Genomic DNA, 26160 nt, shown 5'->3' on the forward strand with positions numbered 1-26160 from the left:
TGCTTCTGCGCAGATTGATCACGCCGCGCCGCGAAGTCGATAGTCAGCCTATTCAGGCAAGAGTGGAAATCGAGGCGTGATCGAACGGCATACTTGCCCCCCTCATGTCGTAGCAAGGAGCAGAAATTACATGACGTTTGTTGAATTGAAACGCGTTGGCGCCATTCTTCTCGCCACTGTGGCCCTGGGCAGTACTTCGGTCCAGGCAGCCGAAAAAGCGGGCGCAGCGCAGGGGAATGCAGGCGCGCAGGCATCAGCCAGAGCAGACGGAGTCAAATCACCCGAGCGCTGGTATTACCTGGGCAGCAGTGCGTCATCCAAGACCTATATCGACAGGCAGCAGAAGCTGCAACGCGAGGGTGACACTGTCACGCTGTCGATCCGCCAGGTGCTTGATGACGTACCCGACGATCTCAAGGTTCACTCCCGGACCCGATACATGGATGTTCGATCACGCTATGACTGCAAGAAGCACACCGTGGCCCATCTCTCGAGTCTGGAACTCAGCGCAGACAACGAGTATCTCGGGGGCGAACCCAAGCCGCTCGATCCTGTGCCGGTGCATCCGGGCACACTGAATGCTGCGGTATTGGACGTCGCCTGCTCGGCGGGTTGAGCCCGCGCCAGGCTTCAGCGTTGCGCGGCAATCCGCCGCGCAACGCCGCGCAAGATCAGTTCAAGGCCCGCCATGATGTCCGTACGGTCATCGTGGCACAGACCCATCCGGCCTGGTAGATCACCGATGTGGCGCGGCCTTTTTCGCGTCTGCACCCTTCCATCGCCTCGCATTCTGGCGAGCCGCACATGTGGCCTTCGATCTCCGTGAGGGCTCCAAGGTTGCGCCGCGACGCGAGCACTACGCGGGCGGCCGGATCTCCCCACACACTTTCTCCGCCAAGCCACGCAGGGCCAGGAACAAGCCGTCCACCACACCTTCATCCATGTGCTGCGCAGGTGTACCGGTCAGCCGACAGCGCTCGGCGGCATGCAGTACTTCTGCGACGGTCAGCAGCCCAACGGCGGCGCGTTCTGTCCGCGCCAGCGCCTGCCGCCGACCGGGTGGCAAGCCAGCTTCCGGCCACGGCTGTCCATCTGCGGCATCGCCGCGGCGAATGCCCTTCAAGCATCCCCAGACGGTGCTGAGTTCGGGGGCGGGGTTGTCATCGTCATTCACGCTGTCGTGGTGGGCGTACAGCGGATGCGGCGGCGGTAGGGTCATGTCGGCGTCCTCGGCAAAGGGCAGGCGTGCCACCGCGCAGGGCGGGTGGCGGGCGGTGCGTGGCTGCAAGCCGGGATGAAGTATCGCCATTGACCGGCGGGCCCGAAGGCCCCCACGCACCGCCCACCATGAAGGCCGACGGATCACCCGCCGGCACCATCCAGAGACAGTGCCGACGGGTGAGCGCAAACAACATGCGATAACCTCATCACGGGCTTGCAGGCCCGGTGCCACCCGTTGTCGGTGGCGCTGCATGTTGGTTACGCCTGCGCTTGGGTTTCAATCAGAATTGTCTGAAACAGAGATCCAACCCCAAGGCGCACCTGCATTGTTGCAGGTGCAGCCAGCGCAGCACGCGACAGCGCAGGACGCTTCTGCGCCAGTGGCTAGTGGAATGCGCTCAAACATGTCGCAAAGCGCGAAGTAATGCGCGACTGCTGTGAGCGCCTTCCATGATCCAAGCAAAGGCGCTGATGCGTGGCGAGCGCGGCGCGTCGGTCCAAACGCGACATGCGCGCCCTACATCCGCTCACCCCAGATAACGCTGGAACCACGCCAGCGTGCGCTCCCATGCCAGATCGGCGGCGGCCTTGTCGTAGCGCGGTGTCGAATCGTTGTGGAAGCCGTGGTTGGTGCCCGGGTACACATACGCCTGGTAATGCGTGCCGGCCTGTTTCAGCGCGGCCTCGTACGCCGGCCAGGTGGCATTGACGTTGTCATCCTTCTCGGCGAAGTGCAGCAGCAGCGGCGCCTTGATGCGTGGCACGTCCTTGGGGTCGGCCTGGCGCCCGTAGAACGGCACCGCCGCGTCCAGTTCCGGGTAGGCCACCGCTGCCGCATTGCTGACGCCGCCGCCATAGCAGAAACCGGTGATGCCGACCTTGCCGCTGGCCTGTGCATGCGCGCGCAGATATTCGATGGCCGCGAAGAAATCGTTCATCAGTTTCTGCGGATCGACCTGCTTCTGCAGTTCGCGGCCGCGATCATCATTGCCCGGATAACCGCCTACCGAACTCAGTCCATCCGGTGCCAGTGCGATATATCCGGCCTTGGCTACGCGGCGTGCCACGTCTTCGATATAGGGATTCAAACCACGGTTCTCGTGCACCACCACCACCGCCGGCAGGCGCTTTTCCAGCTTGGCCGGGCGCACGAAGTAGCCGCGTACCTGGCCATGTCCGTTGGGCGAGGGGTAGCTGAGGTACTCGGCGTGGATATCGGGATCGGTGAAGGACACCTGCTGCGCCAACGCGTAGTCGGGCGTGAGCGCGGCCAGCAGCGTGCCAGCAGTGACACCAGCCACGGCGAAGGCGGCAGCATGATCCAGGAAATCGCGGCGGCTCATGCGCCCATGTACATAACCGTCGTACAGCTCCAGCAGTTCGGCGGGAAAGTCCTTGGCGGTCAGTCGGGTCATGCGGGCACTCCAAGCGCAGGGGCGAACGCCGAATCTAGCACTGTCCTGCCGCAGGCCGTTATGCTCGAAGAATTTCCGGTGAAGGATTCCGCCATGCGGTTGTTCGTGCTTCCGTTCCTGCTTCTGGCCGCCTGTGCCGCACCGCTGCACGCGGCCGAACCGGCGCCGCCCGCGCAGTCGGCCGCCGCCGCGCCGTTGGCCATCGGCGAAACCTTCACCACGGCACCTTTCCGCTTGCTCTGCTGTTGATGGAATTTACAAGTTTTCTGATTCCATTCCTGCGTTGGGTGACACAGTGTTGATGTCGCATGGGTTGGTTGGACGGATCCGTCTGAGCCTGTGTCACGTTCTCAACGAGGAGATGAAGCATGAAGAGTGTTCTTCTCGGTAGTTCGTTTCTTCTTTCTGTTGTCGCAGGTTTGACTGGCTGTGGCCCAGCAACCTATGAAGTCTCAGCCTCATGCGAATCAGATAAGAAGTGCAAAGTTCAAGGAAAGATCAGTGGGACGTTTGGCGGCGGGAAGAAAGAAGTCCCGCTCTATCAGCGGCTTCTGAGTCTGGCCGCAAGCGAAATACCCGATGCGGCGGAATTCGCGATTGACGTTAGCGGGTCATCGGTTGCATTTCCCGGGTCCGGAATTACTACGCTTCGCCTGGTAAATGAGGCGTCGGGTGTGGAGGTTGCCTCGCGCGAATTTTCTTGGGTTCGTGTAGGGAGTACGCTGCGCTTGAATGATCCCAATGCTGTCAATGCCTGGGTGGCGTCTGACGGCGGCAGCGCGACTACGCTTCGATACAGCATGGGGCAGATACAAGTGGGTGCAATTCCTGGCCCTAACACTATCAATGTAGCGTCTCAGTACAGAGGTATCAGTCGCGCGTCAGCAAGTTCCGACTTTGTCGCTTGTACGATTCATGCATCGCCTTATCCATGCAAGCAATAGCAGTATGTCGAATAGGATTCTCAGCGAGTAGCGCGTTCGCGCTGCTCGCTGTACTGCTTCTACCGGGATGTGGGCTCCATCACCTCCCCCCGCGTACAGCGGTAGGCGATGAAGGTGCTGCGGGAATACATGTAAGTGGCGTGGCAGAGAACCCGAAGCTGCAGACCTTTTCGATTCTGCCGGGTCCGAATTCCATCGAGGTTGCAGTACAGAAAGCCAGTTGCACGGAGGATGGTATCCAAGTGCAGGTGTGGTCTGCCGTCCACGATGTGCAGCAGGCGATGAGCGTGTGCCATGCTGCTTCGCGGGCCGCATCGGTCTCACTGGATGCCGCGGGAATGGCGGGCGCGCGCGTGAAATATCGGGTCACGTTGGTCAGCGACGGCGGTGGCACGTGGCGCCATCCAGGTTCTGCCAGAGCAGCCATTCCTTCGCTCGCGTTCTGGTTTCCTGCGCAGCAGAATCTCACTGACCGGGTGCTGGCGCGCATTGTCCGCACCACCGCGCATGAGTTCCATCATGCGGCGTGGGCGCTGAACGGATCGCCTCGGAAGGTATATGCGGGCGAACCTGCAGCGTACGCCGCAGGAGCCTGCGCGCAGCTGGCGGTTCTTGGGCGGCTTCGCCGGGAATGGCTGCCGCTCGCGCATGACTGGATGAATGACGCACTCCCCGATAAGGCCGCCATGCGGTCGTCCCGGGCCGGTGCGGACCTGCATGTCAGTTTGTTGCCATTCTTTGATGGGGCTGACGAAATTCAGCCCGATTCGCGGCCCGGTCGTGCCGTCATGGCGTGGTGCGCGTGCGCTCGTGTTGTTCGGTAAATCACTGTTGCTCTATCCAAGCATGGCGTGGATCCACCGTCGGGAAGGGGCGCAACGGCCCGTCAGGGCGCTATGCTCGGCATCTTTCCCAGGATGGGTGGCCCCGTGCGCTTGATCATGCTGTCGCTGTTGTTGTCTGCCGTCTCCGCCACGCCGTTGATGGCTGCAACAACTGCGCCGTCCGCGCAGTCAGCCGCTGCCGCGCCGCTGGCCATCGGCGAAACCTTCACGATCGAATCGAAGGCGCTGGGCGAAACCCGCCGCATCAACGTTTACCGGCCGCAGCCCTGGGGACTGGACCCGAAGGCGCCGCTGCCGGTGCTGTACATGCCCGACGGTGGCATCGGCGAAGACTTCCTGCACGTGGCGGGGCTGGTGCAGGTGCTGACCGGCAACGGCAGCATGCGCCCGTTCCTGCTGGTGGGCATCGAAAACACCGAGCGCCGCCGCGACATGACCGGCCCCAGCAGCGACCCGCAGGACCAGAAGATTGCCCCGCGCATTGGCGGTTCGGCGGCCTACCGCAGCTTCCTGCGTGACGAACTGATGCCGCAGGTGCGCCAGCGCTACGCCACCACCGACGAACGCGCGCTGATGGGCGAATCGCTGGCCGGCCTGTTCGTGGTCGAAACGCTGCTGCAGGAGCCGGAGCTGTTCAACAGCTATATCGCGCTGGACCCCAGCCTGTGGTGGAACAAGGGCGCGCTGCTGGCGGCGGCGCCGAAGCGCTTGCCGGCCGTGGCCAAGGCGGGCCCGCGTGTGTTCCTGGCCAGCAGTGGCCAGCCGGAACTGGCCGATGCCAGCGCCAAACTTGCCGCGTTGCTGCAGCAGGCCTCGCCGTTACCGTTGGTGAAGTACCAGCCGCTGCCGGATGAAACCCACGCCACGATCTACCACCCGGCCGCGCTGCAGGCACTGCGCACCTTGTTCCCGCTGCCCGCCGCAGCGCCGGCCGTTGCCGAAGTCGCGTCGGCGCAGCCGTATGTAGCGCTGCCCGATACCCAGACGCTGCGTGTGCACGATCCGGCGGGCCGCGATTATCCCATCTGGGTGGCCTTGCCGGCTGGTTATGCCGAACACCCGCAGAAGCGCTATCCGGTGCTGTACGTGACCGATGCGCTGTACAGCTTCCCGCTGGTGCGCAGCGTGCGCAACCTGGTGGGGCAGCAGGGGCAGAACATCGAGGACTTCATCCTGGTCGGGTTGCCGCCGCAGGAAGGCCTGACGTCCAAGCAGAGCCGTTCGCGCGACTACACGCCCAGCAACCCGACGCGCATTCCTGCCGACTACTACAGCAGTGATGTGACCTACGGCGGCGCCGCGCATTACCGCGATTTCCTGGCCACGCAGGTGCTGCCGCTGGTCGATGCGCGCTACCGCACCGATGCGGCCCGGCGCACGTTCGCCGGGCATTCCTATGGCGCCCTGTTCGGCGCCTATGTGCTGACCACCCAGCCGGACCTGTTCAGCACTTACATCCTGTCCAGCCCTTCGCTGTGGTTCGACCAGGGACTGCTGCCGCGCCTGCAGGAGGCCGCCGTCATTCCCGCGCAGCCGACCCGCGTGCTGCTGTCGGTCGGCGGCTACGAAACCATCAAGCCTGGCCCGCGCTATTCCACCGGCAATGACGTGCTGCGGCAGGCGGCCGATTTCACCACCCAGCTGCAGCGTCGTGGCCGCAACCTGCAGGTGGACAACGTGGTGATCGATGGCGAAGACCATCTGACCGTGTATCCGCAGGTGATCACCCGTGCGCTGTTGGACGTGCTGCCGGGGGAGGGTCCTTACACCGGTGGCTGACTATCGTGGATGTGATGAGATGCCGCCGGATCTGATTGCGCGGGTGGAGGCGTTGCATGCCGATCATCCCAGCCTGCGTGGGCTGCCGGCCACGGACGCGCAGATTGCTGAGGCCCAGCAGACGCTGGGCGTGGTGTTCGACCCGCAGTACGTGGCATTCATCAAGCGCTTCGGTGGCTCGTTCGCCGGGGTGGACGTGCACGCGTTTACGAACGGTTCGCTGGTCGGTCGCGAGACGGTGACCGAGCTGACGCTGCGCTTTCGCGACTTCTATGGCGAGGGGCTGCAGGATGAGCTGCGCGACGCCGTGGTGCTTTCCGATGACGGTGCCGGCAACCCCGTGCTGGTGACCGCGCAGGGTGAAGTGCTGCTGTACCTGCACGAAGAAGGCGAAGTGGAACGCTTGTTCCCTTCGCTCTACGACATGATGGATGCCTGGCTGGCGTAGATCCACGCCATGCGTGGATGAATGCCTTACGCCGCCTGCGCGTCCGGTCCGGTCAGCACGCCGGCGTCGGCATGGCGGAAGCACAGCCGGATTGCATCCAGCAGCTCGCTCATGTTGTACGGCTTGGGCAGGAAATGAATGCCTGCGCGCAGCTGCGGCAGCACGCTGTGCTGGTCCATGCCCGAGGTGACCAGGATCGGCAGCTGCGGGTACAGCCCGCGCACCTGGTTGGCGGCCTCGATGCCGCTTACCCGGCCCAGGTTGACGTCGGTGAACAGCAGATCGAAGCGTTCACCGGCGGCCAGCAGGCCCAGCGCGGCCTCGGCGCTGCTGACGCCCACCACGTGGCAGGCCTGGCTTTCCAGCGCCATGCGGCTCAGCTCGCGGGTTTCTTCGGCATCCTCGATCAGCAGGACGCGCGGTTCAACGTGGCGCTTGGACAGCAACATGACGCGACAACTCCGGACAGCAGCGGTGAAAAGGCGCGCAAGTATGCTCGACCGTAGGGTGATATCCGTGTGCAGGACGGGCTAAGACAACGTTACAGCGCGTCTGCGGCGTGCGTGCAGGCCCAATACGACCACGGCCAACAGGGCGGTGCCGATGCGCAGGCTGGTGGCCTGCCAGCCCAGCGTCATCGCATCGTCCAGGCTGAACACATTCCAGGCCAGGTTCATCGATACGTGCAGGGCCAGACCGCACCATAGGGTGTTGCCGTCCAGATGGTCGAGCCAGGCGAAGATGAACCCGCCGAACGCGATGACCACCCCGACGAACAGGGCGGTGGTGCCGCCCCCGAAACCGCCAAACCCCAGCCAGTGCACCAGCCCGAACAGCAGCGCCTGCGGCAGCGCCAGCAGCGCCCAAGGGCCGCGCACGATCTTCACCAGTAGAACGAAGCCGAGGCCACGGAACAGCACTTCCTCGGCCAGCGGAAACAACACGGCCAGCATCGTGGCGTCCACTGCGGTCAGCGCGGTGTTGGGTGTGCCCAGTGCCGCCAGACCCAGCCAGCACGTGAGACTGGCCAGTAGCACCCAGAGCGGGCCGCGCGCGCCGTTCCAGCGCAGGCCCAGGCTGGCCGCCAGCCCCTCGCCACGGGGGCGCAGCAGGGCCGTCAGCAGCAGCGCCACCAGCACCGCCAAGGCGTTGTCGAGCAGGCTGCCGCCATACGGAATGGGCAAGGCGGGGATGAGCAGGCCCGCTGCCGCACTGAGGTCACGCAGGTTCAGGCCGAGGCCGACGCCCAGCAGCATCAGCAACAGGCGGCCGGCTGCGGGCAGGCGGGAAGCGGGATTCATGCGCGCGCTCCTTGCGGGATGAACCTGCAGTGTGTGTGGCCGGCAACGCGAGCGCGCGCCCCGTTAGTCCCTGTGTCATCGGTCATGTTGCCGAACAGTCATCGAGATACAGGTACAGTCAAGGGCAGACTGAAAGGAGCGACGCCCATGCAGTGCCCCGTGTGCACCACCCAGACCCTGCAGATGGCCGAGCGCCATGGCATTGAAATCGACTACTGCCCCAGCTGCCGCGGCGTGTGGCTGGACCGTGGTGAACTGGACAAGATCATCGAGCGCGCCGGGGCTGCTGCAGGCGCTGCGGTGCCGCCGCCGGCACCGGTGCAGGCGCAGCCGCAGGTGGCCGCGCAGGTGGTGCATCGTGATACCCGCCATCTGGGCCAGCGCTATGAAGACAGCCGCGGGCAGCATGGGCAGGGTTACAAGAAAAAGAAGAAGGAAAGTTTCCTGTCGGAGCTGTTTGATTTCTGAGAACGGTAGGTAGAGTCGAGCTTGCTCGACTGCAGGAGAAGCAGTCGAGCATGGCTCGACTCTACAAAGAGCGGAAAGGCGAGGAGCAGTCGAGCAAGCTCGACTCTACCGGCGGCGCAGGATGTGTTCGCGGTCGCGGGTGCTGCCGACGATGAAGTCGTACTCGCCGGCTTTTTCACAGCCGTAGCGTGCGTAGAAGCGCTGGGCGGCGAGGTTTTCTTCCCACACGCCCACCCAGAGGGTGCGCCGTTGCGGCTGGTCCAGCCAGGCGATGAAGGCGTCCATCAGGCGCGCGCCGTGGCCGCGGTTGTGGTGCGCGGCCAGGATGTACAGGCGCTTCAGTTCAATATCACCATCGCGCGCTTCGGCGTGCGGCAGGGTGTTGGCGCCGGCCGCCAGATAGCCGACCACCTGTTCGCCGTCCAGCAGCAACCAGACGGCGCTGCGTGGGTCGCACAGTTCTTCGCGCTGCGGCGCCAGGCCGTAGTGTTCCTGCAGGAAGACGTCCAGTTCCTGCGGCGGGTAGGAGTCGCCCCAGGTTTCGGTGTACGTGGCAACGGCAATGGCCGAAAGCGCTTCGGCATCGGCCAGAGTGGCGCGGCGGATCTGCAGGGACATGGCGGCGGCGGTGATCAAGCGTGGCGCAGTGTAGCCGGCCCCGGCGCGAACCGGGGCCGTGCAGTGCCTTAGAACCACATACGCACACCCGCGACCCAGCGCGTGTCGCGCGCGTGGTCGCCGGCATGGTCGGCGGCATCACCGAAGCTGCGCTCGTGGCTGATGCCGATGTACGGCGCGAAGCGGCGGCTGAACTCGTAGCGCAGGCGCAGCCCGGCCTCGACCTTGTTCAGGCCCTGGCCGATGCCGTGCTCCGGTTCGTCCTTGGCCGCCAGCGTGGCTTCCACCAGCGGTTGCAGGATCAGCCGATTGGTCAGCAGCACGTCGTACTCCACTTCGGCCTTGGCCAGCACCTGCCCGCCGGAACCCAGGTACAGCGTGGCCGAGCTTTCGAACTTGTACGGCGCCAGGCCCTGGATGCCGATCGCCGCCCAGGTGCGCGAATCGGCGGGGCGGAAATCCTGTCGGACGCCGACCAGCACGTCCCACCACGGCGAGACGCTGCGGCCGTACAGTGCTTCCAGCGATGAGGATTCGGTGCGACCGCCACTGCGTTCACCATCGCTGCGCAGCCACAGACGGTTGATGTCGCCGCCGATCCAGCCGCTGGCTTCCCAGGCCTGGCCCTTGCCGTCCTGGCCATCCCAGTGTTCCAGACGATCGATCAGCAGCAGGCTGTTGATCTGCGGGGCATGTTCCATCGCATCGTGATTGATGGGCGGGAAGGCCGCGGCGCGGTCAGCGTCGGTCGGCACCGGGATGGGTTCGCGGGGTTCGCTGGGCGCCGGCATGGCGTGGCCCATCGCAGCGTGGTCCATCTGCGCGTGGTCCATCGTCGAATGGTCCATCTTCGAATGGTCCATCTTCGAATGATCGACTGGTGCCGGTGCGGACATGGCCATGTCATGGCCGGCGTGCGACTGCGCGAACGCGGGCAGGGCAGTGGCCAGGCCCACGGCCAACAGACTGCGGGAGACGAGGCGGCTCATTCTTCGATCCTCATTTCGCGCATCATGCCCGCTTCCATGTGGTACAGCAGATGGCAGTGGTAGGCCCAGCGGCCCAGTGCATCGGCACGGACGCGGTAGCTGCGGCGGGTGCCGGGCGGCATGTCCACGGTGTGCTTGCGCACCTGGAACTCACCGGCGGCGTTTTCCACATCGCTCCACACACCGTGCAGGTGGATCGGGTGCTGCATCATGGTGTCGTTCACCAGCACGATGCGCATGCGCTCGCCGTAGTTCAGCCGCAGCGGTTCGGCACTGGCGAAGGGAACGCCGTCGAACGACCAGGCGAATTTCTCCATGTGCCCGGTCAGGTGCAGCTCGATCTCGCGGCCGGGCTCGCGGCCATCCGGGTCGTCGAACAGGCTGCGCATGGCGCCGTAGGTCAGTACCTGGCGGCCGTTGTCGCGCAGGCCGATGCCGGGGTCATCCAGCTTGGGTTCGGTCGCGCCGCTGCGCATGTCCACCAGCGGGCTGGCCAGTTCGCTGGCCGAATGCTTCGGCGCCTTGCTGGCGGCAGCGCTGCCATGCGCGCTGTGGTCCATGTGGGCACCGCAGCCGCCTTCCATGCTTTTCATGGCTGCCATGTCGTGCCCGCCGTGGCCCGCCATGTCATGCCCCATGTCGCTCATCGTCAGCAGCGGGCGCGGGTCGCGCTGCGGAATCGGCGCCTGCAGGCCATGACGCACGGCCAGGGTGCCGGCGGCAAAACCGGTGCGGCCCATGTCCTGGCAGAAGATGGTGAAGGCGTCCTGGCCGCTGGGTTCCACCAGCACGTCGTAGGTCTCGGCCGGGGCAATGCGGAATTCATCGATGCTGACCGGGTGGATGTACTGGCCATCGGCGGCCACCACGGTCATCTTCAGGCCGGGAATGCGCACGTCGAAATAGGTCATCGAGGCGCCGTTGATGAAGCGCAGCAGCACCTTTTCGCCACTGCGGAACAGCCCGGTCCAGTTGCCGGCCGGCGCGGTGCCGTTCATCAGGTAGGTGTAGGTGTGCGCATTGACGTCGGAAATATCGGTGGGGGTCATGCGCATGCGGCCCCACATGCCGCGGTCGGACAGTGCCGCCGACCAGCCGTCGCGGCGCACGTCGCGCACGAAGTCGGGCAGGGTGCGCTTGTAGTAGTTGTCATGCTCGGCCAGCTTCTTCATGCGCCGGAACAGCGCGCCTGGGTCCATGTCGGTCCAGTCCGACAGCAGGACCACGTGCTCGCGGTCGTGCTGGTACGGGGCCGGTTCGGCCGGGTCGATGATCAGCGCGCCGTACAGGCCGGCCTGTTCCTGGAACATCGAATGGCTGTGGTACCAGTAGGTGCCCGACTGCTTCAGCTGGAAGTGGTAGTGATAGGTCTCGCCGGGGCCGATGCCGTTGAAGCTGAGCCCGGGCACGCCGTCCATGTTGGCCGGCAGCAGGATGCCGTGCCAGTGGATGGAGGTGGGGTGGCGGTCCAGCGTGTTGCGCACGAACAGGTCCACGGTCTGGCCTTCGCGCCAGCGCAGGATCGGCGCCGGCAGCGAGCCGTTCACGGTGATCGCCGGGCGGGTGCGGCCGGTGAAGTTGGCCAGCGATTCGCCGATGGCCAGTTCAACGCGGGTGTCGGTGAGCACGGCCGGTGCGCCGGCCAGGCGCGGCGTGGCGCTGGCAGCGGCAAGCGCGCGCTGCGGCACGCCGATGGCGGTGGCGCCAGCGACCACGCCGCCAGCGGCCAGGCCCTGTACGAACAGGCGGCGCGACGGCATGGGCAGGGCGCCCGGGCCGGGGGGAATAAGGGTATTCATGGGTGACTCCGGAACACGGGTACGACCGGCACGGGGCCGGCAGCGAAGCGCGATGCGCCCGCAGGCGCGCGGAATCAGCCGATGGGAGGGCGTGAGATGGGCGGCAGGGGCGGCGCGGGACGGCCGCTGGCGTGCACCGGCGGCGGTGCCAGCGACCAGGCCGGGCCGACCGGCAGGGCCAGCGGCTGCACGGCCAACAGGGGCTGCTGGGCACAGCTGCGCACGCAGTCCTTCATCTGGCAGTGGCTGTCGTGGGACGGGGCCTGGGCTTCCGGGCCCGGTTCGGCCTGCATGCCCGCATGGTGGTGGCAGTCGGGTTCCTCTGCCGCCGCGCTGGCGTTTTCATGCGCCATCGGGCTCATCTGCGCGTGCCCGCTGGCCATGGCCGCGTTCACCCCGTTGAGCAACAGGCTGAGCATGAGCACGACACGCAGCAGGGTGGAGGCGACGGACATGGGCATCAATCTAACGGCAAGCGGGGCGCGATGCACTTCTTGCTGAATGGCGTGTTCAAGGTTGGAGCAGGGCGAGGGTAGCGCCGGGCCAGGCCCGGCGAGCGCGATGCGCGCCAACGCAGAACGCCTAGCCTTCCTCGCGCACGATCTCCACCAGGCGCGGGCCGTAGCGGCTGAGCTTGGTGCCGCCGATGCCGCCCACCCGGGCCAGTTCATCCAGCGAGGTCGGGCGCTGTTCGGCAATGTTGCGCAGGGTGCTGTCGTGGAAGATCACGAAGGCCGGCACGTTCTGTTCGCGCGCCAGTTCGGCCCGCAGGCCGCGCAGGGCGTTGAACAGGGCCAGGTCCTGCGGCAGCACCGACAGGCCGGTGCGCTGCGCGCTGCGCTCGCGGCCTGCGGTGGCGCTGGCGGCGTCGCGGCGCATGCTGATCTGGCGGCGCCCGGTCAGCACCGCGCGGCTGGCGTCGGTCAGGCGCAGGCCGCCATGGCCCTCGCTGTCCACTTCCAGCAGGCTGGCCGCCACCAGTTGCCGGAACACGCTGCGCCAGGTGCGCGCATCCAGGTCGCGGCCGATGGCGTAGGTGCTCAGCTTGTCGTGGCCCTGCTGCTTGATCTTCTCGTTCTCGCTGCCACGCAGGATATCGATCAGGTGGCCCACGCCGAAGCGCTGGCCGCTGCGGTACACGCAGCTCAGGGCCTTCTGCGCGGCAATGGTGGCGTCCCAGGCGGCCGGGGGGGTCAGGCAGTTGTCACAGTTGCCGCAGGGCTGCGGATAGGTTTCGCCGAAACCGGCCAGCAGCACCTGGCGGCGGCATTGCATGGATTCGCAGTAGCCCAGCAGATGGTCCAGCTTGGACCGTTCCAGCTGCTTGCGTTCTTCGCTGGCTTCGGACTGCTCGATCATCTGCTTCAGCAGCACCACATCGCCCAGGCCGTAGCACAGCCAGGCCTCGGCGGCCTCGCCATCGCGACCGGCGCGGCCGGTTTCCTGGTAGTAGCCTTCCATCGATTTGGGCAGGTCGGTATGCGCCACGAAGCGCACATCCGGCTTGTCGATGCCCATGCCGAAGGCGATGGTGGCGCACATGACGATGCCGTCTTCGCGCAGGAAGCGGCGCTGGTTGTTGGCGCGCACTTCCGGCGGCAGGCCGGCGTGGTAGGGCAGGGCATTGAAGCCCTGGCCGCAGAGGAATTCGGCGGTTTCTTCCACCTTGCGCCGCGACATGCAGTAGACGATACCGGCCTCGCTGCGGTGGCCGCGCAGGAAATCGGTCAGCTGCTTGCGCGCGTTGTCCTTCTGCACCACGGTGTAGCGGATGTTGGGGCGGTCGAAGGAGCTGACGAAATGGCGGGCCTGGGCCAGGTCCAGGCGCTCGGCGATCTCGCGCTGGGTGGGCGGATCGGCGGTGGCGGTCAGGGCGATGCGCGGAATGTCTGGCCAGCGCTCGTGCAGCACGGTCAGCTGGCGGTATTCGGGGCGGAAATCGTGGCCCCACTGCGACACGCAGTGCGCTTCGTCGATGGCGAACAGGGCGATGTGGCTGCGCGAGATCAGGGACAGGAAGCGGCCGGTCAGCAGGCGCTCGGGGGCGACATAGAGCATGTCCAGTTCGCCGGCCAGCAGTTCGCGTTCGACCCGGGCGGCGGTTTCGCCATCCAGGGTGGAATTCAGGTATTCGGCGCGCACGCCGAGCTGGCGCAGGGCTTCCACCTGGTCCTGCATGAGGGCGATGAGCGGGGAAATGACGATGCCGCAACCGTCACGCAGCAGGGCCGGAACCTGGTAGCAGAGCGACTTGCCGCCGCCGGTGGGCATCAGGACCAGGGCGTCATGGCCGGCAGCCACATGCTCCACGATGTCCTGCTGGGGACCACGGAAATCGTCGTAACCAAAGACGCGTTGGAGCAGATCGTGCGCGGGACGGGAAGCCATCCGCCTAGTTTACCCCGGCGGGGGTGGTAGGGGTTCGGCAGGGCTGCGCCCTGCACCGCTGTAGAGTCGAGCCATGCTCGACTGAAGCAACGTCAAAAGCGGGGTGTGTGCTGGTTGGGCGTGGCGGTGTGGGCTTGCAGGACACGCCGTAAACCCGTCCATGGGGGCTCGTAGGCGCCATCCATGGCGCCTGCGGTCCTGCAAGCCCACACCGCCACGCCTCTGACAGGTTCACGCGGCTGTGGGTAGGTGTCGACCTTGGTCGACACATCTGTCAGATATCGAATGAATCATCCACGCGTGGCGTGGCTCTACTGTGTCGACCAAGGTCGACACCTACCAGAGCATTCGGCCGTTCCGGCAGATCGCGCAGGTCTGTCGAAGGCGGGGTGGGTCCGGTTGAGGGGGTATCCGCGCCATGGATGGCGCGGCTAAGCCCCCATGGATGGGTTTACGGCGTCCCCCTCAACCGGACCCACCCCGCCAACCCTCAGGAAACCCGCCTTTGACGTTGCCTCAGTCGAGCATGGCTCGACTCTACAGGGGGTCGGCAGGGCTGCAAGCCCTGCCGAAAAACCCCCAAACCCTTACTGGAGCAGGGAGCGCAGCATCCAGGCGTATTTTTCGTGGGTCTGCAGGCGCTGGGTCATCAGATCCTCGGTCGGGGCGTCGTCGGCGTCGTCCGCCACATCCAGCACTTCACGCGCCGTACGGCAGACCGCTTCGTTGGCGACCACCAACTGGCGTACCATTTCCCGCCAGTCCGCACTGTCGGTCAGCCCCGGTTCCTCGGCGATCGAGGTCAGCGCAGCGAATTCCCGGTAGGAGCCCGGGGCATTGAAACCCAGCGCACGGATACGTTCGGCCACATCGTCCAGCGCCGCCCACTGCTCGGTGTACTGCGTCTCGAACATCGTGTGCAGCGAGTTGAACATCGACCCGGTCACGTTCCAGTGGAAGTTGTGGGTCTTCAGGTAGAGCGTGAACGCATCAGCCTGGAACCGCGACAGACCGTCGGCGATCTTCTTGCGGTTGCCCTGGGTGATCCCGATATCGATGTTGGGTGCCGACGGCGCCGCCGCCGCAAGCTTCTGCTTGCCGGTCTTGGGCTTGGTCGTGCTCTTGGTCTTCGCCATGGGGTTCCTCCTTGTGGAATCGTTGGCCTTCACAGTAAATCAGTCGTGATGACTGGTCGCTTTCAAAGTTTTGAACGAACCGATTGATGAACGCTATCAATAAAAATCCGCCGCCCCGCCTGCGCCAACAGCGCGCCGCCATCGATGGCGCCATGAGCCGCGACCGGGGCCGTCTGCTGGGCATGCTGTCGCGTTGCCAGGCCAAGCCCGAAGATGCGGCCCTGGCCGCCACGTTCGAGCAGGCCCTGCAGGCATCGGTGCAGCGCCGCCAGCAACGGGCGCAGCAGCAGCTATCCATTACTCTGGACCCGCAGCTGCCGATTGCGCGTGAAGCCGAGGCGATCATCGGCCTGATCCGCGACCACCAGGTGGTAGTGATCGCCGGCGAAACCGGTTCGGGCAAGACCACCCAGCTGCCGAAGCTGTGCCTAGCTGCCGGCCGTGGCCAGGCCGGCATGATCGGCTGCACCCAGCCGCGACGGATTGCCGCACGTGCGGTGGCCAGCCGCGTGGCGCAGGAACTGCACAGCGAACTGGGCCAGCTGGTCGGCTACCAGGTGCGCTTCAACGACAAGGTCAGCGAAGACAGCCGCATCAAGTTCATGACCGACGGCATCCTGCTGGCGGAGATCGCCAGCGACCGCTGGCTGTCGAACTACGACACGATCATCGTGGACGAGGCGCACGAACGCAGCCTCAACATCGACTTCCTGCTGGGCTACCTGAAGCAGCTGCTGCGCAAGCGCCCGGACCTGAAGCTGATCGTCACCTCGGCCACCATCGATACCGAACGCTTCGCCCAGCATTTCGACAACGCGCCGGTGATCAGCGTGGAAGGGCGCACCTTCCCGGTGGAAGTGCGCTACCGCGCGCTGGAAGGCGAGGGCGAACAGGAGGGCGAGCGCACGGTGAACGATGCCATCGTGTCGGCCATCGACGAGATCACCCGCCTGGATGCGCGGGGCGACGTGCTGATCTTCCTGCCCGGCGAGCGCGAGATCCGCGATGCGCACCAGTCGCTGGAGCGCCGCAAGTACCGCAATACCGAGGTGCTGCCGCTGTACGCGCGACTGTCCAACCAGGACCAGGACCGGGTGTTCAACCCCGGCCCGAACCGGCGCATCGTGCTGGCCACCAACGTGGCCGAGACCTCGCTGACGGTGCCGCGCATCCGCTACGTGGTCGATCCGGGCTTCGCCCGGGTCAAGCGCTACAGCCCGCGCAACAAGCTGGACCGCCTGCATATCGAGCCGATCTCGCAGGCCAGTGCCAACCAGCGCAAGGGCCGTTGCGGCCGTATTGCCGAGGGTATCTGCTACCGCCTGTATGCCGAAGCCGATTTCCAGGCGCGGCCGGAGTTCACCGATCCGGAAATCCGCCGCTCCAGCCTGGCCGGGGTGATCCTGCGCATGCTGCAGCTGGGCCTGGGCCGCATCGAGGACTTCCCGTTCCTGGAAGCGCCGGACGAGCGCGCGGTGGCCGATGGTTGGCAGCAGCTGACCGAACTGGGCGCGATCGATGCCGAGCGGCGCATGACCACCATCGGCAAGCAGATGGCACGCCTGCCGGTGGACGTGAAGCTGGCGCGCATGCTGGTGGCCGCGCAGGCGGCAGGTTGCCTGCGGCCGATGCTGGTGATCGCCTCGTTCCTGGGCATCCAGGACCCGCGCGAACGCCCGCCCGAAGCGCGCGGTGCGGCTGACAGCGCGCATGCGCAGTTTGCCGATGGGCGCTCTGAATTCGTGGGCGTGCTGCGCCTGTGGGACGGCTATCGCACGGCCCACGAAGACCTGACCCAATCGAAGCTGCGCGACTGGTGCGGCCGCCATTTTCTGGGTTTCCTGCGCATGCGTGAATGGCGCGAGCTGCACCGCCAGCTGCGCTTGTTGTGCGAGGAACTGGGCTGGAAGGAAGAAGCCAGCGATGCGGCGATGGCACCGCTGTTGGCCGGCAGCAGTGCGCCGGCCCCGGCGCGTGACGACGCGGCTGCAGTGAAGGCCACCCGTGGCCAGTTGCACCGCGCTGCGCGCCTGGCCCGCGAGGGCAAGACAGAAGCCGCGCCGGCACCGGTGGCGGCGCATGCGCAGAAGGATGAAGTGCCTGCCGGTGGTGGCTTCAGCGAGCGTGTGCGCGCGGCCGCCTACCAGACCCTGCACCGTGCGTTGATCGCCGGGCTGCCCACGCAGGTGGGCCACCGCACCGACAAGGGCGATTTCCAGGCGCCGCGCCAGCGCCGCTTCCTGCCGTTCCCGGGTTCGGCGCTGTCCAAGCGCCCGCCGCCGTGGCTGCTGGCGGCCAACCTGCTGGACACGCAGAAGGTCTGGGGCATGACCCTGGCGGCCATCGAGCCGGACTGGGTGATTGCCGAACTGCCGCACCTGCTGCTGCGCAAGCACTTCGACCCGCACTGGTCGCGCGCGCAGGGCCAGGTTCTGGCCTCCGAGCAGATCAGCCTGTTCGGCCTGGTGCTGGCGCCGAAGAAGCCGGTGCACTACGGCCGCATCGAACCGGGCGAGGCGCATGACATCTTCGTGCGCCAGGCGCTGGTGACCGGCGAAATCAACACCCGCGCCAGTTTCGTGGCCGACAACCACAAGGTGCTGGAACAGGCGCGCGAGGAAGAGGCCAAGCTGCGCCGTGCCGGTATCGTGGCCGACGAGGACTGGCAGGCGCGCTGGTACCTGGACCGCGTACCGCCGCAGATCCATTCGGCCGCTGGCCTGGATACCTGGTGGAAGGCGTTGCCGCCGGAACAGCGCAAGACGCTGCACTGGTCGCTGGTCGACCTGTTGCCCGGCGAAGGCAGCGAACAGGAGCGCTACCCCAAGTATCTGGCGCTGGGCCAGGCGCGGCTGCCGCTGCATTACCGCTTCGAGCCGGGCAGCGACGACGACGGCGTAACCCTGGACGTGCCGCTGCACCTGTTGAACGCGCTGGACCCGGTGCAGCTGGGCTGGCTGGCGCCGGGCTTCGTGGCCGACAAGGCCGCCGCGCTGATCCGCAGCCTGCCCAAGGCCATGCGCCGCAACTACGTGCCCGCACCGGATTTCGCCCGGGCATTCTTCGAGGCCTTCCCGCAGCCCAGCGCCGATGCGATCACCGGTGAGCTGGCGCGTTTCCTGTCGCGTGCCACTGGCGCCCAGGTGGCAGCCACCGATTTCGAGCCCGCCTCGATCGAGCCGCACCTGCACATGAACCTGCGGCTGCGCGATGAGCAGGGCAAGGTACTGGCCAGTTCGCGCGACCTGGACGCGCTGCGCGCGAAGTTCGGCAGCCGTGCCGGCGATGCGTTCGCTGCACGCGCCGGGCGCGAGATTGCGGCCGACGGCCTGCGCAGCTTCCCGTCCACGCCGATCCCGTTGCAGGTGCCCGGTGAAGCCGGCGTGCCGGCCTACCCGGCGCTGCTGGATGAAGGGGACAGCGTGGCGCTGCGCATCTTCGCCGACCGCCAGCAGGCCGAGGAAGCGCATCCGCTGGGCGTGCGCCGCTTGCTGGAAATCGCCCTGTCGGACAAGGTGAAGCAGGCCCGCAAGCAGTTGCCGGTGGGCGCCAAGACCGGCCTGCTGTACGCCGCCATTGAATCGCAGGAACGCCTGCGTGGCGATCTGGTGGATGCGGCAATGAACGCGGTGTTGGCCGAGGGTCTGGGCGACATCCGCGATGCCGGCGCGTTCGAGCAGCGACGCGAGCAGGTGGCCAAGGCGCTGTTCGGCGAGGCGATGCAGCGGCTGAAACTGGCCGAGACCATCCTGGGCCTGGTGGGTGAACTGAAGCCGCTGCTGGAGGCGCCGCTGATGGGCTGGGCGCGCGGCAACCTGGATGACATGGAAGCGCAGCTGGTGGGCCTGATCCACCCCGGCTTCCTGCGCGATACGCCGGCCGATGCACTGGCCCAGTACCCGCGTTACCTGAAAGCGATGATCCTGCGCACCGAACGCGCCAAGCGCGATCCGCCGCGCGACCAGGCACGCATGCTGGAACTGCATCCATTCCTGGATGCGTTGCGCACCGGCGAGGAGCAGGGACTGCGCGAGCGCCCACAATGGCAGGCCCTGCGCTGGGATCTGGAAGAACTGCGTGTTTCCCTGTTCGCCCAGGAGCTGGGCGCACGCACCGGCATTTCAGCCAAGAAGCTGGCGCAGCGGGTAACCGCATTGCGCCAGCTGTAATCGGATAGCGCCGGGCCAGGCCCGGCGCTGCCGTCACTTGGTACGGCGCACCTTGGGCTGGGTGTTCACGCCTTCGACCTTCATGTACCACACGCCCATCATGCCGGGGCTGATGCTGACGTTCGGGTTCTGCTTGCGCACGCCGCTCACGCTGCTGGCATCGATCTGTTCCCACTGCTGGCCGTTGTCCAGTGCGTAGACCCGGCCCTTGCCAAAGCCACGGAACTCGCCCTGCAGGATCGCGTTGATCGGCTCCTTGCTGCCGAAGTCGAAGAAGCCGCGGTTCTTCACGATCACTTCCTGGCGGCCTTCTTCGCGGGCCTCTTCGCGTACGGCGGCCACGGCCTGGGTGGTGGCCGCTTCCACCTTGCCCTGCAGCCAGCGGTTCAGCGAGGCCAGCTCGGTAGCGGACAGCTTGTCCAGGCCGGCGGCCTGGAACTCGGCCGGGCTCATCTGCTGCTGCAGGTCGCCTTCTACCACGCGCTGGGCCAGCGCAGGGGTGGACAGGGACAGCAGCAACGCGGCGCTGGCCCACAGGCGCAGCTGTGCACGGGGAAGAGGGCGGGAAACCATGGGCGGGACTCTCGTTTTGGATGACCGCGAGTGTAACGGCATGTGTTCATGCCCGGTCGTGCGCAGCGCGGCGATTGTTCCTGAACGGCGCCGGCGCTAGTGTAGTGGCCTCATTGTCCAACGTTCGATGCTGTGAACCGCGCTTCTGTCCCCGGCCTGGATGCCTTGTTGAACCGTCCCTCTGCAGCGGTGCTGCCGGCCCCGCTGCGCCAGGCCCTGCGCGAGCGATGGCCGGGCGCGGACGCAGAGCCGTCCATGCGCGCCAACTGGTCGGTGCTGGGTGACACCCTGGATGCGCTGGCCATGCTCACTTCGGATGAGAGCGTGGTGCTGGCCGCGCTGTTGTTCGATCTGCCGGCCCTGCGCGAGCACCTGGACGCGTTGCCGCTGGGCAACCATGCCACGGCCGTGGCCGGGCTGCTGGACGGCCAGGACGCGGCCGATCCGGTGTGGGCCCTGCACGCCGGTCGCGAAGCGGGCCGCAACAGCGAAGGCCTGCGCCGCCTGCTGCTGGCCATCATCCGCGACCTGCGGGTGGTGCCGATCCTGCTGGCCCGGCAGTTGGCGCGCATGCGCGCGGCCGACAAGCTGGACGAACCGCAGCGCCGTGCGCTGGCCCAGCTGACCCGCGACATCCATGCGCCGCTGGCCAACCGGCTGGGCATCTGGCAGTTGAAGTGGGAACTGGAAGACCTGGCGTTCCGCCACCTGGAGCCGGACACCTACCGCCGCATTGCGCGCGAGGTGGACGAGACCCGTATCGCCCGCGAGCGGTACGTGGAGAACGTAAAGAAGGTGCTGTCGCGCGAACTGGCGGCGCAGGGCCTGCAGGCCGAAGTCAGCGGCCGCCCGAAGCACATCTACAGCATCTGGCGGAAGATGCAGAAGAAGCGGCTGGCCTTCGACCAGTTGTATGACATCCGCGCGGTGCGGGTGATGGTGGACGACGTGGCCGCCTGCTACGCCGCGCTGGGCGTGGTGCACGCGCTGTGGGCACCGGTGCCCAGCGAGTTCGACGACTACATCGCCCGGCCCAAGGCCAACGACTATCGTTCGCTGCATACCGCCGTGGTCGGCCCGGAAGGGCGCACGATCGAAGTGCAGATCCGCACCCACGACATGCACGCCCAGGCCGAACTGGGCGTGGCCGCGCACTGGAAGTACAAGGAAGGCGGCAAGGGTGCGGAAAAGGCCTTCGACCGCAAGATCACCTGGATGCGCCAGTTGCTGGAGCAGGCGCAGGACGGCCAGGGCAATGAACTGGCCGGGGCGCTGGATGCCGAACTGACCGAAGACCGGGTCTATGCGCTCAGCCCGAAGGACGAAGTGCTGGACCTGCCGCAGGGCGCCACGCCGCTGGATTTCGCCTACCAGGTGCACACCATGGTCGGGCACCGCTGCCGTGGTGCGAAGGTCAACGGCCGCATCGTGCCGCTGACCTATCGGCTGCGCAGTGGCGACCGTGTCGAGATCCTCACCGGCAAGGAGGCCGACCCGCGCCGTGACTGGCTGATGCCTGCGCTGGGCTTCCTGGCCAGCAACCGCTCGCGCGAAAAGGTGCGCAGCTGGTTCCACAAGCTGGACCGGGCGCGCAACGTGCATGCCGGGCGCGAGCTGCTGGAACGCGAACTGAAGCGGCTGGGCCTGCAGCATGCCGACCTGGCCGGCGCAGCGAAGAAGTTCCATGCCGACAGCGTGGACGATCTGTACATCCAGGTGGCACTGGGCGATACCGGGCCCAACCAGGTCAGCCGTGCATTGCTGGAAGCCGAACGTGCGGCCAGCCAGCCGGCCCCGGCGCCGGCCCTGCCGCGGCCGACCGCGCGCCGGGAAAACCTGGGCAAATCCAAATTCACCGTGCAGGGCGTGGGCAACCTGCTGGTGCAGCTGGCCCGCTGCTGCCAGCCGGTGGCCGGCGAACCCATCGTCGGTTACCTGACCCGCAGCCGTGGCGTGACCGTGCACCGCGCCGACTGCGCGGCGCTGGCCCGACTGGCCGCGACCAGTCCGCAGCGGATCCTGCCGGTGGAATGGGGCCAGGCCGGCGGTGGCTACGAGGTGGACGTGGTGGTTGATGCGGTGGACCGCCGCTGGCTGCTGAAGGACATCACCAACCTGATCGCGCAGGAAGATGCCTACGTGCTGGATATCCACAGCGACAACGTGCGCAACAGCGGCCGCGCGCATCTGCGGCTGCGCCTGAAGGTGACCGACTACGGCCAGCTGTCCAACCTGCTGGGCAAGCTGGATGCGCTGCCGGGCGTGAGCGAGGCGCGTCGTCTGGGCTGAGCTTCACGCTGCCCCGGCTACCCTGCACGCATGGAACGCGAGCCCCCGCACCCCGCACACGGCACGGCGCACCCGGCGCTGGACCGTGTCCGTCGCGAGGGGCGCTGGTGGTGGCTGCAGGCCCGGCATGCACGCCGGGTGTGGCGCTGGGCGCTGCTGGCGGCCGTGGCGGTGTTCCTGCTGCTGGTGCTGGTGCGCAGGCCGTTGGCCGACTGGTTCTGGGATGATTCGCAGATCGAGCAGTTGCTGGCCGAGGGCGACCGCGCGCTGGCTGCCGGGCGCCTGACAGCGGCCGACGGCAGCGGCGCACGCGAGCGCTACCAGGCGGTGCTGGCGCTCGATGGCGACCGCCCGTTGGCGCGGCAGGGGCTGGCACAGACCGGTGCCGCCGCGCTGCAGCAGGCCCGTGAGCGGCTGCAGGCCGGTGATCTGGACGGTTGTACGCAGCTGCTGGCGTTGGCCCGCGAACTGCAGGTGCCGCAGGCGCAGACCGATGCGGTGGCGCAGCAGCTGCTGGCGCGGCGGCGTGCCGGGGCCGGCGTCGGCGCGTTGCTGGCGCAGGCCCGCAATGCCTTCGCGGCGGGGCGCCTGGACGAGGGCGAAAACAGCGCACTGCCGCTGTTCCAGCGGGTGCTGGCCTTGCAGCCGGACAATCTGTCGGCGCTGGAAGGGCGCGAAGATGCGCTGAGCGATCTGTTGCAGGAAGCGCGCGTGCAGGCCGGGCAGGGCGCGTTGGCCGCCGCGTCGGACACGGTGCAGCGGGCGCGCCGTTTCGATCCCGGGCACTCGGACCTGCCCGCTACCCAGGAGGCACTGGCCCAGGCCACCGAGCAACGCCTGCGGCAGGCCCAGCGTGCGCTGCAGCGGCAGCAGCTGGATGCCGCTGCCGAGGGTTTCCTGGCCGTGCTGGCGGTGACCGCTGATGATGCCGCGGCGATCCGTGGCCGCGAGCAGACCCTGCAGGCGCTGCTGCTGCGAAGCCAGCGCCATGCCGAAGATTTCCAGTTCCAGGCCGCCGAACATGATCGCGGCCTGGCCACCGCGCTGGGCGCTTCGCCACTGGCCCTGCAGCAGGACCTGCAACGCGTGCAGCGCGCCCGCCAGGCCGAACAGGCGCTGCAGCAGCCGGGGCAGGGGCGTGCGCAGCGCGAGCGCCTGCTGCGTGGGCATCTGGCCCGGATCGAACGCGCTGAACGTGCGCAGCAGTGGATCAGCCCGCCGGGGCACAGTGCCTACGATGCATTGCGCGAGGCGCAGTCACTGGCGCCGCGCGACCCCCGAGTGCGAGCGGCGGCGGCACGGCTGTTGCCGGCCAGCCAGCGATGCTTCGATGACAACCTGCGGCAGAACCGCGTGCAGGCTGCCGGGGCTTGCCTGCAGGCGTGGCAGACCCTGGCGCCCACCGCATCGGCCTTGCCTGGCGCGCGGGTGCGCTTGGCCCAGCGCTGGCTGGCGATCGGCAGCGAACGCCTGGGCCGCGGCGATGTGCAGTTCGCCGCCGGCGCGGTCGAGCAGGTGCGGCGGCTGCAACCGGACCTGCCCGAACTGACCGCCTTCGAACAGCGGCTGCGCCAGGCCGGTGGCCAGGCGGACTAGCTGAAGAACACGCGCTGCACGGTGGCGCGCGCGGCATCCAGCGAGAAATGCCGGGCGACATTGTCCAGCCCTGCGTCGGACAACTGCTGCCACAGCTGCGGGTCCTGGTACAGGCGCGCGACGGCGTCGGCAAAGGCTTCGGCGGTGTCGGCCACCAGCACGTCGCGGCCGGCCTGCAGGTGCATGCCCTCCACCGCGCAGGTGGTGCCGACCACGGGCTGGCCGTGGGCCATGCTCAGGTTGATCTTGCCCTTCACCCCGGCGCCGAAGCGCAGCGGCGCGATGGCGATGCGCGCACCGTCCATGTACGGGGTGATGTCTTCCACGAAGCCGTGCATCTGCACGCCCGGCTGGGTGGCCGCCAGCGCCTTCAGGCTGTCCGGGGCGCCGGCACCGATCACGTGCAGCTGCACCTGCGGCAAGCGCGCGCGCAGAACGGCAAACACGTCACCGATGAACCATTCCATCGCGTCCAGGTTCGGCGGATGGCCGAACCCACCGACGAAGACCAGATCGTGGCGCTGGGCCCAGGGCGCGCCGGCACCCGCGACTTCGTGCAGGTTGGAAATCAGTTCCACCTGCACCTGCGGCGCATCGGCCTGCAGCTGCTCGCGCTCGGCGGCGCTGACCAGCACCGTCACGTCACACTGGTCCATCACCGCCAGTTCGCTGGCGCGGGTGCGTTCGGCGTTGCGCAGCAGGCCGGCATCGCCGGCCACTTCGGCACCGCGGCGTTCGCGCAGATAGTGCAGATCGACCGTGTCGAACACGGTGCGTGCCTGCGGCGCGTAGCGCTTGACCAGCGGCAGGCAGGCGTTGGCGACATGGTGGCGCACCAGCATCACCACATCGAAACGCGCGCCGTGGCTACGCAGCCAGCCGGCCACGCCGTCCAGGAACGGCGCATACCAGACTTCCACGCCCATCCGCTGCAGGGCTTCGGTGGCCTCGCCGGCATGCTCGCGGCGGGTCGGTACGAACACCACGTGGGCGCCGCCCTGCAGCAGCAGGCGGATCAGGTTCACCTGCCGCAGCGAGCCGGAATCGCGCTCGGGGCGGGGCACTTCTTCATCCAGGATCAGCACCTGGCGGCGACCACGCAGCAGCAGGGCCGGCGAGGGCACCTCGCCCACCGCCGGGTGCGTGGCCAGTTCAGCGGCCCACTTGCTGGCAAAAATGCCCTGGTTACGTACCTGGTAGGCCTTCACCCCGCTGCCGGTGTCGGTGCCATTGCTGGTGCCTTCGTCATGCACCACGCGGCTGGCCGGCTGCACCAGCACGCGCAGGCCGTGCGCACGCACGCGGAAGGCCAGGTCGGTGTCTTCGTAGTAGGCCGGCTTGTAGCGGGTATCGAAGCCGCCCAGCTGCTGCCACAGGGCGCGCTGAAGCATCAGCGCGGCACCCGAGCAGTAGTCGACATCGCGCAGGCTGGCGTAGCGCGGATCGTCGGCGGCTTCGAAGCGGCCGTAGCTCCAGCCACTGCCGTCGCGGAAGATCACCCCGCCCGATTCCTGCAGGCGGCCATCCGGGTAGAGCAGCTGGCTGCCCACCAGGCCCGCGTCGGGTACGCTGTGGAAGGTGTCCAGCAGTGCGTCCAGCCAGCCGGGCTGCGGCACCGTGTCGTTGTTCAGCAACACCACATGGTCGCCGCGCGCACGCGACACGCCGTCGTTGCAGGCTTCGATGAAGCCGCCGTTCTGCGCGCGCACTTCGTAGCGCAGGCCGCTGATGCGGGGCATCCACTGCGTGGTCTGGTCGCTGCTGCCGTCATCGACCACCAGGATCTCGCAGGGCACCGCCGGTGGGTGCGCCGCTAGTGCGCGCAGGCAGGCCAGCGTGTGCTGCACATGGTTGTAGACGGGAATGACGATGCTGACCTGCGGGGCATCGCTGCTGGGAACGCTGAACGGCGCGAAGGCCTGCGCCGCGGGCAGGTACAGGGGCGTACGCGGTGCCGGCACGGCGCGCTGGGTGTGCACGCGGATGCGCTGCCAGGTGGCCTGCCAGCCGCGGGTACGCAGGCTGGCCAGACTGCGCTGCGCCAGGCCGGTCAGGCGGTTCAGCAGGTAGCGCCATTCGGCCAGGGACATCGCCATCCGGTAACAACTCCAGCTTAAGCAGGGAATCGGCGGGAATTCGCCAGCCACAGCGGCTGGGGTAGACTCGCCAGACCCTACATTGT

21 protein-coding genes and 1 pseudogene are annotated in these 26160 nt (G+C 67.1%); 10 read left to right on the forward strand and 12 right to left on the reverse strand.

The features are described 5' to 3' along the window. Positions 1 to 130 precede the first annotated feature (130 nt). Entirely contained in the window at positions 131 to 616 is a 486-nt protein-coding gene (locus G4G00_RS08625; RefSeq protein ID WP_164272643.1) for a surface-adhesin E family protein, read from the forward strand. 240 nt (positions 617 to 856) lie between these two features. Here the strand turns inward: G4G00_RS08625 and G4G00_RS08630 are convergent, their stop codons facing one another. Both G4G00_RS08630 and yghX read right to left on the reverse strand, forming a co-directional pair. After that, entirely contained in the window at positions 857 to 1219 is a 363-nt protein-coding gene (locus tag G4G00_RS08630; RefSeq protein ID WP_164272646.1) for a hypothetical protein, read from the reverse strand. A gap of 529 nt (positions 1220 to 1748) precedes the next feature. Further along, a complete protein-coding gene (gene yghX / locus G4G00_RS08635) occupies positions 1749 to 2636 on the reverse strand; it encodes a YghX family hydrolase (protein ID WP_164272649.1) in 888 nt (295 codons plus the stop codon). 60 nt (positions 2637 to 2696) lie between these two features. On the opposite strand from yghX, the gene G4G00_RS08640 reads away from it, so the two are divergent. The 5 genes and pseudogenes from G4G00_RS08640 (at position 2697) to G4G00_RS08655 (ending at position 6652) form a co-directional block, all read left to right on the forward strand. Beyond that, positions 2697 to 2885, forward strand: a complete 189-nt coding sequence (locus tag G4G00_RS08640; RefSeq protein ID WP_164272389.1) for a hypothetical protein — start codon at positions 2697 to 2699, stop codon at positions 2883 to 2885. An 835-nt stretch (positions 2886 to 3720) separates the two neighbouring features. Next, positions 3721 to 4404 (forward strand): hypothetical protein, encoded by a 684-nt coding sequence (locus G4G00_RS08645; RefSeq protein ID WP_164272651.1) that lies wholly within the window; start codon positions 3721 to 3723, stop codon positions 4402 to 4404. Positions 4405 to 4509: 105 nt separating this feature from the next. After that, a pseudogene (locus tag G4G00_RS22130) lies at positions 4510 to 5337 on the forward strand (alpha/beta hydrolase-fold protein); the annotation flags it as partial. Further along, a complete protein-coding gene (locus G4G00_RS22135) occupies positions 5338 to 6204 on the forward strand; it encodes an alpha/beta hydrolase-fold protein (protein ID WP_343161370.1) in 867 nt (288 codons plus the stop codon). 19 nt (positions 6205 to 6223) lie between these two features. After that, positions 6224 to 6652, forward strand: coding sequence for an SMI1/KNR4 family protein (locus G4G00_RS08655; RefSeq protein ID WP_164272654.1), 429 nt, complete (start codon positions 6224 to 6226; stop codon positions 6650 to 6652). A gap of 26 nt (positions 6653 to 6678) precedes the next feature. Here G4G00_RS08655 and G4G00_RS08660 read toward each other — a convergent pair whose 3' ends face one another. Together G4G00_RS08660 and G4G00_RS08665 are read right to left on the reverse strand one after the other, a co-directional pair. Beyond that, positions 6679 to 7101 (reverse strand): response regulator, encoded by a 423-nt coding sequence (locus tag G4G00_RS08660; RefSeq protein WP_108750836.1) that lies wholly within the window; start codon positions 7099 to 7101, stop codon positions 6679 to 6681. Positions 7102 to 7182: 81 nt separating this feature from the next. Continuing rightward, positions 7183 to 7953, reverse strand: a complete 771-nt coding sequence (locus G4G00_RS08665; RefSeq protein WP_164272656.1) for a CPBP family glutamic-type intramembrane protease — start codon at positions 7951 to 7953, stop codon at positions 7183 to 7185. 147 nt (positions 7954 to 8100) lie between these two features. Here G4G00_RS08665 and G4G00_RS08670 point away from each other — a divergent pair, with 147 nt between their 5' ends. Continuing rightward, positions 8101 to 8421 carry a zf-TFIIB domain-containing protein gene (locus G4G00_RS08670; protein ID WP_108753911.1) on the forward strand — a complete coding sequence of 107 codons (321 nt, stop codon included), beginning with the start codon at positions 8101 to 8103 and terminating at the stop codon, positions 8419 to 8421. Positions 8422 to 8526: 105 nt separating this feature from the next. Here the strand turns inward: G4G00_RS08670 and G4G00_RS08675 are convergent, their stop codons facing one another. From G4G00_RS08675 to G4G00_RS08700, 6 genes are all read right to left on the reverse strand, one after another. Continuing rightward, positions 8527 to 9039, reverse strand: a complete 513-nt coding sequence (locus tag G4G00_RS08675; RefSeq protein ID WP_164272659.1) for a GNAT family N-acetyltransferase — start codon at positions 9037 to 9039, stop codon at positions 8527 to 8529. Positions 9040 to 9107: 68 nt separating this feature from the next. Continuing rightward, positions 9108 to 10028, reverse strand: a complete 921-nt coding sequence (locus G4G00_RS08680) for a copper resistance protein B (protein WP_164272662.1) — start codon at positions 10026 to 10028, stop codon at positions 9108 to 9110. Next, on the reverse strand, positions 10025 to 11827 hold the full coding sequence (locus G4G00_RS08685; protein WP_164272665.1) for a copper resistance system multicopper oxidase: 1803 nt from the start codon (positions 11825 to 11827) through the stop codon (positions 10025 to 10027). Before G4G00_RS08685 ends, G4G00_RS08680 begins: the two co-directional genes overlap by 4 nt. 74 nt (positions 11828 to 11901) lie before the next feature. Beyond that, positions 11902 to 12282 (reverse strand): CopL family metal-binding regulatory protein, encoded by a 381-nt coding sequence (locus G4G00_RS08690; protein ID WP_164272668.1) that lies wholly within the window; start codon positions 12280 to 12282, stop codon positions 11902 to 11904. Positions 12283 to 12409: 127 nt separating this feature from the next. After that, positions 12410 to 14215: a DNA helicase RecQ gene (recQ, locus tag G4G00_RS08695; RefSeq protein WP_164272671.1), complete on the reverse strand. Its 1806-nt coding sequence runs from the start codon at positions 14213 to 14215 to the stop codon at positions 12410 to 12412. A gap of 587 nt (positions 14216 to 14802) precedes the next feature. Beyond that, a complete protein-coding gene (locus G4G00_RS08700; protein WP_108753905.1) occupies positions 14803 to 15351 on the reverse strand; it encodes a Dps family protein in 549 nt (182 codons plus the stop codon). Between the two features lie 86 nt (positions 15352 to 15437). On the opposite strand from G4G00_RS08700, the gene hrpA reads away from it, so the two are divergent. Beyond that, positions 15438 to 19520 (forward strand): ATP-dependent RNA helicase HrpA, encoded by a 4083-nt coding sequence (hrpA, locus tag G4G00_RS08705; protein ID WP_164272674.1) that lies wholly within the window; start codon positions 15438 to 15440, stop codon positions 19518 to 19520. 33 nt (positions 19521 to 19553) lie between these two features. Here the strand turns inward: hrpA and G4G00_RS08710 are convergent, their stop codons facing one another. Then, positions 19554 to 20093, reverse strand: coding sequence for a hypothetical protein (locus G4G00_RS08710; protein WP_108753903.1), 540 nt, complete (start codon positions 20091 to 20093; stop codon positions 19554 to 19556). Positions 20094 to 20225: 132 nt separating this feature from the next. Here G4G00_RS08710 and G4G00_RS08715 point away from each other — a divergent pair, with 132 nt between their 5' ends. Together G4G00_RS08715 and G4G00_RS08720 are read left to right on the forward strand one after the other, a co-directional pair. Next, positions 20226 to 22382: a bifunctional (p)ppGpp synthetase/guanosine-3',5'-bis(diphosphate) 3'-pyrophosphohydrolase gene (locus tag G4G00_RS08715; protein WP_108772105.1), complete on the forward strand. Its 2157-nt coding sequence runs from the start codon at positions 20226 to 20228 to the stop codon at positions 22380 to 22382. A 30-nt stretch (positions 22383 to 22412) separates the two neighbouring features. Next, positions 22413 to 23978 carry a hypothetical protein gene (locus tag G4G00_RS08720; RefSeq protein ID WP_164272677.1) on the forward strand — a complete coding sequence of 522 codons (1566 nt, stop codon included), beginning with the start codon at positions 22413 to 22415 and terminating at the stop codon, positions 23976 to 23978. Here G4G00_RS08720 and G4G00_RS08725 read toward each other — a convergent pair. Then, positions 23975 to 26074 (reverse strand): glycosyltransferase, encoded by a 2100-nt coding sequence (locus G4G00_RS08725; RefSeq protein ID WP_108753900.1) that lies wholly within the window; start codon positions 26072 to 26074, stop codon positions 23975 to 23977. The two genes, G4G00_RS08720 and G4G00_RS08725, sit on opposite strands and share 4 nt — an antisense overlap. Positions 26075 to 26160 lie beyond the last annotated feature (86 nt).

Origin of the sequence: Stenotrophomonas sp. B1-1 (genome assembly GCF_010894375.1) — a bacterium.
Taxonomy (GTDB): domain Bacteria; phylum Pseudomonadota; class Gammaproteobacteria; order Xanthomonadales; family Xanthomonadaceae; genus Stenotrophomonas.